This is a genomic window from Mycoplasma sp. 5370 (assembly GCF_054343435.1).
Map to the genome: position 1 here is coordinate 1 of NZ_JBTGVF010000010.1, position 13,706 is coordinate 13,706.

At 27.1% G+C, this 13,706-nt stretch carries 2 protein-coding genes; both read left to right on the forward strand.

Going from position 1 to position 13,706, the window contains the following annotated elements; genetic code table 4:
- Positions 1 to 227: 227 nt before the first annotated feature.
- Positions 228 to 10,022, forward strand: coding sequence for a hypothetical protein (locus tag ACXX88_RS02120; protein ID WP_458559453.1), 9,795 nt, complete (start codon positions 228 to 230; stop codon positions 10,020 to 10,022).
- 183 nt (positions 10,023 to 10,205) lie between these two features.
- Positions 10,206 to 13,706, forward strand: a complete 3,501-nt coding sequence (locus ACXX88_RS02125) for a lipoprotein 17-related variable surface protein (RefSeq protein WP_458559454.1) — start codon at positions 10,206 to 10,208, stop codon at positions 13,704 to 13,706.

The window sequence follows — 13,706 nt, forward strand, 5'->3', positions numbered from 1 at the left end:
ATAATTATTATTTTCATATCGCTAAAAAAAGGACATTTTGATTAATAATTTACATATTTTATGTTTTTTTTATCAAAATATGGTAAAATTTTGTTATTTATTAATGTATACATATATTAGATTATTAATTATAAAATAATTTAATAGAATTTTGCTAAATAATTTTGCAAAAAATTTTTAGTAAAAAAATTAGTAAAAAATTGAAATAAATCTAAAAAGGAAAAGTTATGGAAGAGAAAAAAAATAAAAAATTTAGTAAAAAATTAGCAGCTATAATTGCCTTAGCTTTTGGTGGAGCAGTTATAGGTTCTGGTATATTGGCACCTTTTTTCATTTTTAAAAACTGAAAAGAAATCCAATATGATGTTATTGATATTGAACAAAACTTTAGTAAAACTACTGATAGTAGTGTTGCTTTTGATTTTGCTTTTAGTGATGAACAAACTTACAAATTAAACGGAAGTGATATTCATGTTTCTTTAATGGATGCTGATAAAAATGTTGTGCAAACTGGGGTTGCAAAATACGTTGATAGTTTAAGAAAATGAAGTTTTGATTCTACAGGATTAGCACAAAAGTTACAAGCTGGTAAAAGATATGAAATTTCTTTTGATACTGATAATAGAAGTATTACAAAAGAGAAAAAGAAATTTAATGTTTTAAACGAAGATAAAAAAGTTGTTGTAACTAAAGCTAACGTTTCTGAATTTGTAACAAACTCTATTAACTCTAGAGAACAAAAAGTTACTGTTAAATTTGCCGATGAAATTAAATCCTTAGATGGTAAAAAAGCAATCTTAAAATATCACTATACAACTACTCAAGAAGGAATAGTTGATCCAAATAATCAAGATAAAGATGTTAAAAATGAAGAAACAAGAATTTCTTTTGACCAAGCTGTTGAAATTAAAGATGGACAAGCAGAATTTATTATTAAAGGATTACAACCTGCAAGAAAATATACAATTGAATATGTTGCAATTGTAGATGAAAAAGATTATAACGGAATTGTTTCTCAAAGAGAAATTACTGTTCCTTACAGTGTTGAAGCAAAAGAAACATTTAATACACCAGCAATCAAACTAGAAGTAAATACAGTTCAAACAATTAAAATGGAAAGCAATACTGGACAAATTTCAGTAGGATTTTTAAAATCAAACGATGAACCAGAAATATCATTAATTGGAAAACAAACTAAATTAAAATACAAAATTAAAGGAACTTCTGAAGTTAAAGAAATTACATCAACAGTGATTGGTAATTCATCTATTTTTGACTTTAACGGAAGCAGTGATGCAGCAACTTTAAAAGAAGGAACAGAATACGAAATTATTTCTGTTGAAGCAGCAGATTCAAGTGTGCAATTTAAAGAAAGTCTTTTAAATGATGCTAAAAAACCTTTATTCTTTAGCACTAAAGAAGCAGTAAGTGCTATTACTTTTGCAGAAAGACACGCAAAAGAACAAACATTTACTATTGATATTAATTCACAAAATAATAAAGCAAATTTAGATGGAGCATCTATTGAAGTTTCTTTAGAACCTTTCAATGATAAAGCAATTGAAAAACAAGTTTTAACTAAAAAAGCAGGAACAGAAGATGTTTATAGCGCTACATTTAAAGCAACACAATTACTACAAGGATTAACTTATAAAATTGCTAAAGTAAAAATAACTCTTAAAGACTCTACAGATTCATTCAATTTACCTTTTAATTATCCAATTGAGCATAATGATGCATTAAGATCATTTACTACAATTGTTGGAGAAGCAGACTTAAATATTCAAGGTTATGCAAAAACAAGTCATAACTCCGCATCCATTAACTTAGTATATAGTCCAGAAAATAACTTTTTAAGCGGAAAAACCTTAGTTTTAAACTACAAAAAAACCAATCCTGCAAGTGATGAAGTATTTACTTCTGAAGCAGTTGCTAATGCTTTAAAAGTAACTTTCAACCTTGGTGGAGATACTACTAAAATAAATGAAAATCCTGATGGTTCAACTAATGCTAATGATAAAGTAGCAAAACCACTTGATTCAGGTGCAACTTATACATTATTAGGTGTTAAAATCAAAGACACCGATGAAATTAAAACTAATTTAAAAGCAGATAATGAAAACCAAAAAACCTTTACAACAAGTTCTAGAATTAAGCAAATTCAAGCTTTTGATATTACAGATACATCTGTTAAGTTAAAAATAACCTTTGCTGATGCTCTTAAAACAATTCTCCAAACAACAGCAGAAGATGGAACAGTAACACCTTCTCACAGAAAAGCAAAAATACTTTACCAAGTAAATAACACAAAAGAAGGGCAAGAAACTTTAACTTCTACACCAATTTCAACTAATTTAGTAGAAATAACAGAAGACGGAGTTACTTATACTTTAAATAACTTATTAAAAGGTGTAGAATACCAAGTAACAGGAATTCAATTTGACATTGAATTACCTACTTTCTATGGTAGAGAAGTAAGTTCAAGACAAGACAACAGTTTTACTACAACTGCCAAACAATTTGATGTTCAAAAAATTGAATTTGAAAATGAACATGAAAAATCTGCTGACATTAAACTATTTTTTGACTTAAATTCTGATATTGTTTTAGTTAACAAAAAAGTAGATATTTACTTTAAAGAAGCAGAAAATGCAAATGCAACTGAAAAACATGTTGTAGCAACAATTGATGAATTAGGACAAGCAACAGGAAAAGCTAGTGATTTAGAAGAAGGTAAAAAATATCTTGTAACTAAAGTAATGCCGCATATTGAAGCACAACCAGGAAATGAAACATTAACTGAAGCAGACTTTAATTATGTAATTCCTACTACTATTACTGAAAATCATAAAACTTTCTATACAAAACCAGTAGTTTCATTAATTACAAGAACCAACTTAAGTGAAAACTCTGCAACTTTTGATTTTAACTTTGTTAACTCCGATCCTTCTTATTTAACAAGTACTGCTAAAATCAAAGTAGTTTATACTAGTGCTGATGGAATTTCTTCTTTTGTTGAACAAGATTTAACTGCAGAACAATTTAACACTAAAAAAGTAACTTTAACTTTTAATAACTTAGAAAAAGTTACAAGTTATACTATTGATAAAGTTACTATTGCTAATCAAGAAGTTCCAAGAATAACAGGATTTAATGAAGAATTAAATAAATTCACAACCCCTTCTTCAACTGCAAAAGTAATTTCTTCCAACCAAATTACTAATGGAGATACTGATGTAACTTTTGAACTTGGATTTGATAATGTTGTAGATAAATTTATGGATACTAAATCAGTTGATGTAACTTTAACTAAAGACAACTCAAGTGATACAGTAGTAGCAAGAGGAACTGTTGAAAGTGGAATCTTAAGAATTCATGCACAAAACCTTGAAGCAGGAACAAAATATAATATTACTGCTTTTGCTTTAAGTGAAGGATCAACTGACAACATTAGTGTTTCATTTGCAGATAGTGTTCAAGCAAACAACAGATTTATCTTTACAAGACCACTTGTTAATAACTTTGATTTCCAAAACGTTTCTGAAACAAATGCAACAGTAGTTGTTCACTTTGCTGATTCACAAAACAACTACAATAACAAACACGTAATTTTATCTATTTTAAATAAAGAAAATAATGCAGTTACTGAAATTAATTCAAGTTCCTTAACTTCAGGTAGTCAAACAATAGCAAATAAACAAATTACTTTTGCTTTAAGTAATTTAAGTAAATTTACTCCTTATGAAGTAGTAGGAATTAAAGTAGATACTTCAGGAAATAACTTTGAAGATATTACTATTAAAAGCGATATTACTAAAACCTTTAATACAACTGCAACTAATGTAGCAGTTGAAAGAATTAATACAGAAGATATTACTAAAAACTCTGCAAAAGTTACTTATGTATTTAATAACATTGATGCTTACTTAAATACAAGAACAGCAACATTACATTATACTGTAGCAAACGGTAGTGAACAAACTGCTACTGCAACTATTAGTAATACTCTTGGAGTAATTCATGCTGACTTTAATTTAACTAATTTAGAAGAAGGTGCAAGTTACACTGCAAATAGAATTACTATTGATAATATTCAAAATATTACTAATGATACTGCTACTTTCTTTACTTTAGGAGTAGTACAAAATGTAGTAGCAACTACAGTTAATGAACAAAATGCAACTATTACTGTTCACTTTACTAATGCAGATACAACTAATACCTTTAATAGTAAAAAAGCATTAATTAAATTTGCTTCTGCTGCAAATGGAACATTAAAAACAGCACAAGCAACTATTAACAATAATAGTGCAACCTTTACTTTAAATCAATTAGATAAAAATACTAAATACATCTTACAAGATGTTTCTATTGAATTAGATCCTGCACGTGCAAACGATTTTAGAATCATTGATTTAGATAAATCATTTACAACTGAAAATCAAGAACAAAGAATTAGAGACTTTACTACTAAAGCAACTTCTGCAACTGTAATTAGTATTGTTGAAGATAACAATAATAAAACTAAATCTTCAACAAGTGTTACATTCCAGTTTGATAGAGTTGTTGATGCCTTTCTTGCAGATAAAAGTGCAACTTTAACTTACATTAATAAAAAAGATGGAAGTAGTGCAATTACAACAGCAACTGCTGCTACTGTTAGTGGTGCAACTAACTCTCTAACTTTTGAATTAACTAATTTAGAAGAAGGAGCAGGATTTACAGTTCAATCAATTAATATTGATGGCGTTGCAGTTAATTTTGCAGATAATGTAACTAAAGACTTTTCAACATTACCTGTTGTAAGTGCTATAACTAATAATCTTCCTGCAAATAATGATACTGATACAAACATAGGATTAAATTTAACCTTTGGCGATGGATTACATTCACTAAATGGTAAACATGCAAGTATATCTATTAGTAGTGCAACTAATGGTTCACAAACACTTTATACTTCAGAAGCAACAATTGCTAATAACAGTGTTTACTTTAACTTAACTAATTTAGATAAAAACAATCAATTTGTAATTGATGAAGTAATAGTAGATGGTGTTACTATTGAATTTAATAATGCATTAAGCGATCAAAATAATGCAGCAAGAAAATTCAAAACAACAGCAAAAGAAGCTAAAGTTACTTCACTACAAACTTTAGAAGCATCTAAAGATTCTGTTTTATTATCAATTAACTTTGATATTAATAAAGATTGATATTTAGTTAATAAAAAAGCAAAACTTAAATTTACAAAAGAAAATGAAACTTTTGAAACAATTGCAAGTACTATTAATGATGAAGGTTCATTAATTATTAATGTTAATAATCAATCATTACTTGAAAGTAAAACCTTAAGTGCTGGTAGTGGTTATACTTTAACTGAAGTAGTAATTAATGAAAATAATGATACTAATACTACTATCAGTTTAAGTAATTTAACAGAAAACAATAAAAAAGATAATGTCTTTAGTACTTTATCTACTATTAATGCTATTGCAGGAGTTAATGGTTCATCAACTATTACTACTACTGAAAATTCAGCACAAATTAAAATTACACTTCAAACTCAAGATACAACTTTAGTAAATAAAAAAGCATTTGTGCATGTTGTAAACAACTCTACAAATGCAATTACTACAGTAGAATCCACTGCTAACTTTAATGCAAGTAATGAAGTAGAATTTAATGTTACAGGATTACCTAAAAACGATACTTATACCGTTTTAGGTATTAGCATTGGTTCACAAAATGCTCAAATATTAGAATATGAAACAACAGTAGCAGAAAGTGCTAAAACTTTCAGAACACAACCAACAACTGCAACTGTTACAGGTATTAGTTACAAATGATTAGATACAAATAAATCAAAAGCACTCGTTACTTTAAGTTTTGATGCTGATGTTGACTCCTTTATGAACGGTAAAGCATTGAAGTTAAAATACTACAAAATACAACCAGATAATGGACCTCATACTCATAATGATGCTATAACCGTAGCAAAAGAAGAAGGACAAGATATCATTGTTCGTGGTTCTACTATTAAATTCATAATGCAAGGTAGAATTGATGCAAACGGAAATCAAATAAATAATAATATTGAAAATTATGCTGACATTCAAGTAGCAAATAGTAGTGGAACAGAACCTAAAACAGCAAGTTTCAAAGGATTGATTCAAGGTGCTAAATATAGAATTGAAAGCTTACAAACAGTTAATGCTGATGATCATATAACTATTTCTTTTACTAATAATTTAAATACTACACATGAATTAACTACACCTGATGCTGCTGTAGGTTATATTGTAGGTAGAGATGCGGCAAGTGGAAATGTTGCTCAAGAAAATGGTGCTATAGTAACTGTTAAAGCATCTGTAAGTAGTATAAAAGATTTAGTTACAATAAATCATAATAATCCAGGAGATAAAGCAAGAAACATTCCTGGTGCTATTAAATTAAGAATATATAATATTAAAACTGGTAAATATGAAGAAATAGGAACTAATCAAGTAGTAGCAAGAGATTACAATACTTACTGAATAGAATTTCAAGGATTACTTTCTAAAGAATGAAGATACCAAATAGTAAGTATTCTTATTGATGGAGTACCTACTGTTAACTCACCAGTTGGTTATAATTTAGCTGAAGGTTCTAGATTTAACAGTAATAGTAACTATGCAACTGTTACTGATATTGAATATGGATTAAAAGAAAAAACTAGTGCAAAAATATCTATTGGGTTTGCTAAAGCAGATGAAAACCTATTAAGAAACAATAAAACTCTTACTGTTTCATATAGAGAAGTTAATTCAGCAGAAACTCCTTCAACTATTAATGGACAAATTGATCCTAATACTAAAAAATTAGAATTAACTATTAATAACTTACAACCAGGTAAAGAATATGAAATAACTAATATTAATGTTAATGCTGTAAGGTTAGATATTTCAAATAATGATTTTCCAAACTTTAACATTAGTGGAAGTACCGGTAAATTCTATACTAATGTAGACAAAACCTTTAGTACATTACCTGTTATTGATCAAGTTACAACTAGTGCAATTGATGAAAGAAGTGCACAAGTTACAGTAAGATTACAAGGTGATGTGTCTGATATAGATACAAATGCATCTGGAATTCTTGTGCTTAATAAAGCAAATAACACAAGTGATGTAAGTGCTTATAATACAGCACAAAATGTACACTTTGATCCTACTGCTAAAACAATAACATTTAATTTAAGTAACTTAGAAAAAAATACACTATACAATATAGTTAGTTTAACTATTGGAGATAATACATATGATTGATTATCTTCAGTACAAAATACTAATAAACAATTTACTACAACTGGTACAAATGCAACTATTACTAATATTAGTTACTCTAATATAGTAAATAGTCAAGCAACAGTTAGAGCAACTATTGCTAATGTTGATAGTTATACTAATGGTAAAAACTTAAAAGTTAAATATAAATTACTAGATGAAAATAATAGTGAAATAGGAAATGAAATAAGTTCAGATAATGTAACTATTAATAATAACACTGCAGAATTTACTTTAAATAATCTAAAAAATGGACAAAAATATAGAATTACAGGATTTGCTAATGAAGTATCTGCTGGTTCAAGTGATCATAGTGTTGCCTTTACTATGGATAATGGAGTAAATAAAGAATTCTCTTCTTATGTAGGTATAAAACAAATTAGTAGCACTACAGAAGAAGAAAGTGCTTCAATTACAGTAACCTTTAAAGATTATGAACCTTCTAGAGTTGTTGGTAAACTTGCAATCTTAAGATTACAAAATTCTAATGAAGATATCTTTGCAACTGTAAATGATCAACAAGAAGCAACATTTACAGTTAGAAATCTTGCTAAAGAAACTCAATATACAATAGATACTATTAAAATAGATAATAATACTTTAAGTTACTATGATACAGTTCGAAATACTGATAAACAATTTACTACATTAGGTACAACAGCAACTATTACTTCTATTAGTAGTGCTAATAGTAAAACAGATACAGTTGATGTTACTTTAACATTTGCAGCAAAAGATAAATACTTAAATACTAAATCAGTAAAATTACGTTATAAAGAAGCAAATGCTGATGATTCAACAATAAGAACAAGTACAGCAGCAACCGCTATTACTTTAGATAATGATATTGCTAAAGTTGTATTCCATTTAGTTAACACTGATGTAACTTCAGGTAAAAAATATGAAGTTGTAGGATTAGAATCACAACAAGCAACAAATCAAAGTGGAATCACCTTCAGCATCTCTGATACTATTAATGTAGCAGCAAGATATACTAAATTCTTTGAAACAAAAATATCTCGTCCAACAATTAATAGTGCTAGAATTGTACAAACAACAAATCCAGAAGGAAATACTAATACATTCTTATCACAAGTAGAATTAGTATTTAACGATCCAAATGATGCATTAAATACTAACTTAATTAACTCCTGAAACTTTAAATTAAAAAATAATAAAAGTGGAAGTGAACAAGAAGTTAGTGGACTAAAATTTGTTAACCGTTCATTTACAAGAGATAGTAGTGCTAATACAACTACTGTAACCATCTATATAGAAGGAGATGTACTACAGTGAGCAGCAAGAACTAATAAATTAGAAGTAGACTTTAGTTACTTTGATAATTTAGATAAAACTAATTCTACAGGAAATGGTACATATATTTCTACATTAGAAAATGGTACAAGTACTATAGATATTACAACACAAGAAAACTTTGTTACTACATCATTGAGTGGGGTTCTAACAACAGGACAAGATTTTGAATTCCACTTAAAAGTTTATGATCCAAAAAGATTATTAACTGATGCTGGAACACAATATGGTGGATATAGTTATTCTGAAGATTCTCAAACAAGTACAGCAACAACAGGAAATGCTTTTGATTATCAAATTAGAATGAAAAAATCTATTTTTAACTTAAGAGGAAATCCGGGTGGAAATTATTATACACCTTATAATGATGGTAATGGTGCTAGTGAAGAGTTAAAAAATAAATGAAGAGAACTTTCTAACTATAACATAAGTAATGTGTTCCCTGATGGAGATAAAGTAAATCATAATATTGATATTCAAGCAAATAATTCTAATTTAGTTTATAAGAATTTAAATACAAATAAATGAAAATTTAGATCAGAAGGAAGAGAATGAGTAGATGTATCTTTAGGTCTTAAAAGAGATGTCTTATGAGTTCATAGGTCAACAGAAACAAATCAACAAGATTTTGTTGATGTTAGATTAAGAATAACAGCAGGTGGATCAGGAAAAGATTTTATGATTGCTAAAATTTTTAATTTTAACCTTGAAAACTTTAAAATTCAAAATGCAAAAACTTTATTTGCACATAATTCAGCAAAAATATGAGAAAATTATCAATCTCCACTATTAACAGGAACTGGTTCTAACTTCTTAGGTACAGATTTTGTTAATGGAGATAATTGAAAATTAGGAAGAGCATCAAATATATATAATACTAATACTGGTAAAAGTAATCAAGATGCTATCTCTCTAAAAGATGCGATATACAATGAAAATTCAGGGGAATTAAAAGGAATTATTCATTTACCTACAACGCCTAGAACAAGTATTCCTGATACAACTAATCCTGAAAAAACTTATCCATTAACAGCGTTAAATAATTTTGATAATAGAACAAATAATGAAGCTTATTATGGTTATGCTTTATTTATAAATGCTAAAGGAGATGAATACATTTTCGGTGATGAAAATGGTTTACCGATTGATTTAGCAAGTGCTTTAGTTTATAAACAAGAAGATGGAGCACAAGATTATACAAGTGCTGAATTCACTGTTAATTTAAGAAATGTTAATATCCCAGATAATCAATTACCAGAAAATGGAGAAAAACTAAGATTTGTTAACTTTATATGAACTTTGAGTAATACTGCATTAGAATTCTTATTCCCATTCAACTGATTAGATGCTTCAAAATCATACAAAGAAATAGTTTACAAAAAATAATTTTTAATAAATACATTCTAAATTTAGGATGTATTTTTCTGTTTTTATAAAACCAAAAAAAGAATTTTTCTTTAATTTTAATGATTTTTTAAGTGCTAAAAAGGTAAAAATTTGCTTTTTTAGTAAAAAAATGTATAATTATTATATTTATAAATATAATAGAGTGAAAATGAAGGGATTATAATGAGTAAGAAAATAAAAATAATTTTATCAGCAACTGCAATTACAACTGCAGCAGTCGGTGCAACAGCAGTAGCTGGTTATTATTTTTTTAAAAAGAATGATCATCAAACTTCCATTCAACCAGCGGAAAATAATAATTCATCTAATAATCAAAATGTAGATGATAAACCTAAAGTTAACCAAAATGGTTCAATAAAAAAAGACAAAAAAGTTTTAGCAACATCAAAAAATAAAGATGTAGAAGAAAAAAAACAAGAAGAAAATTTAGAAAAAGAAGATTCTAAAAAAGAATCTGAAATTTCTTCTAATCCTTCTGATGAAAATACTTCTGCTAAAAAAGAAGAACCGATAACAAGTGAACCAGATAGTGAAATTTCTGATTCAACTACAACTACTGAACAACCTACAACAATCAAACCTAATAATAGTGATAATATTCCTAGTGAACCAGTTGTAGAAGAACCAATAGATACAACAAGAGATGAAGAATTTGAAAATGCAACTCATTTAGATGTAACTATAAATGACAACAACTTAAGATTTAGTCAAATTGAAAAAACAAACTTCTCAATTAATAATCCAAATTCTAACTTAACTTATGAAATTGAAAGTTTTAAATTAAATGAAAACAAAACTTCAATTTCTATTGTTGTTAAAATAACAAAAGGTGAAAAAAGTAAAACTTACACAATTGATAACTTTACTAACTTCAAAACAGAAGAGCAATATTATAATGAATTATTAACAGAGAAAATAGAACATTTAACTTTAATTACTAAAAATGAATCAATAAATAAAAAATTAAATGATTACACAATTAATGATTTTGCAGTTAATATTCCCGATGATGATTATCAATACAACTTGCAATCATTAACACCAGTAACAGAAGATCAAGAAACAGGAATAAGAGTTACAACTATTAGTGGAACAATTTCTAAAGATAATCATTCTAAAAAATTTAGTTCACAAGTTAGTTGAAAATTTGAAACAGATAAAGAAATTGTTCAAAGAGTAATTAAGAACAAACAAATTTATCAAGCACAAATAGATAAATTATTTAATAAAAAACTTATTCCAAGTGAAATTGATTTAAATCCTGAAGTTCTATATTATCACGATACTCAAGATGATGTATTTTTCACTGTTAATAGAGCAGAAGAAAGTAATGATGTTGAAGGAACAACAAGATTACAATTTAATGTAAGAAAAAATGATTATGTTTCTTCTGTTGCACTAACATTTAATGGATTTAATAAAATAGTACCAGAAGATAAAGATTATAATAATACTCATAGATCTGCAACTTGAAATATTAATGCACAAGAAGCAGATCCTACATCTTATAAAAAAGATTATGTATTTACTCCAATTGGTTTAGGTGGTAAAATTGGTCAAAATTATTGATATGTAAATAGTGATCAAAGTAAAGATATTACTTTTGAAATTAATAAGAAAAACAATAAACCTATTTATGTTTATAAGTTAGAATTAATCTTTTTATATTATAGTAATTATTATAAAGAATCTAATTATTATCATATAGAGTATAAAACAAGTGCAAGTGGTAATTGACATCAAGCAGATATGAGCACTATTGTAAAACAAGAAATAAAACCTTGACCATATGCAATTCCACATATTACTAATACAATAGATATTAAAAAAGAAGTAACAGCAATAAGAATCGTTTTTGAAAAAGAAAAACAACCTTCATCATATGTAAATCTTTCAAGTTTAATGCCTTACATTAAAAAGTATGATTATAGTAATGAAACTACTACAATAGAAGAAAATACAAATACTACTGAAGAAATTAATAATTCACAAGTTAATGAAAATCCAACATTAACTTCAAGTGATAATTCTACAAGTAGCGAGCAACCAGTAACTACTACAGAAACACCAGAAGAACCTTCAGTTGTAAATAGTACAGAAGAACCAGTAGTAGTAAAAGAGCAACCATCAATTTCTACAGATAATTCTACAACGACTGCAGTTGGTGATCATAGTTCTGTAAATGATGATCAAAGTGCAAATAATCCAAACTCTACAGAAGATAATAACGTTGTATCTTCTACTCCAGAAGAAATAACAGCAAGTAATTCAAATGATTCAGAACCAGCAAATTCAACAGCAACTGCTGAACAACCTACAATAAGCAAACCTAATAATAGTGGTAATAATCCTAGTGAACCAGTTGTAGAAGAACCAGCAGTTCCAACAAGAGATGAAGAATTTGAAAATGCTGCTCATTTAGATGTAACAATAGATAATAGCAATTTAAGATTCGTTGAAATTCAAAAAACAAATTTCTCAATTAATAACTCAAATTCTAACTTAACTTATGAAATTGAAAGTTTTAAATTAAACGATAATCAAACTTCAATTTCTATTGTTGTTAAAATAACAAAAGGGGAGCAAAGTAAAACTTACACAATTGATAATTTTACTAACTTCAAAACAGAAGAGCAATATTACAATGAATTGTTAACAGAGAAAATAGAGAATTTAACTTTAATTACTAAAAATGAATCAGTAAATAAAAAACTAAATGAATACACAATTAATGACTTTGCAGTTAATATTCCTGATGATGATTATCAATATAACTTGCAATCATTAACACCAGTAACAGAAGTTCAAGAAACAGGAATAAGAGTTTCAACTATTAGTGGAACAATTTCTAAAGATAATCATTCTAAAGCATTTAATTCACAAGTTAGTTGAAAATTTGAAACAGATAAAGAGATTGTTCAAAGAGTAATTAAGAACAAACAAGTTTATCAAGCACAAATAGATAAGTTATTTAATAAACAACTTATTCCAAGTGAAATTGATTTAAATAGTTCATCACTTCATTACTATGATACAAAAGATGATGTAAACTTTACTATTTCTAGAGCAGAATCGCTAAAAGATTATGAAGGAACTGCTACACTTCTATATACAGTAAGAAAAAATAATGCATCTTCTACTGTTTCATTAACATTCAATGGATTTAATAAGATAGTAGCAGAAGATAAAGATTATAGAAATAAAAACAGAAGTGCTACTTGAAATATTAGTGCACCACAACCAAGTAGTAATTGAAGAAAAGAATATGTATTTGATCCAGTTGGTTCTTGGGGATACTGGGGAAAAAATTATTGATATACAAATAGAAATACAGGACAAAATATTAATTTTGAAATCACTAAGAAAAATAATAAACCTATTTATGTTTATAGTTTAGAATTAATCTTTATTAAAGATGGTTCTTATTATAATGATCAAACATTCTATCATATAGAATATAAAACAGCAAATAATAACAATTGACAAAGAGCAAATATGAATACAATTGCTAAACATAATCAATGACACAATGGTGTTCAACATGTCCATAATACAATAGATATTAAACATGAAGTAACGGCAATTAGAATTGTTTTTGAAAAAGGAAAACAACCTAAATATGTGCATATTTCAAGTTTAATGCCTTACATAAAAGAAAAATAA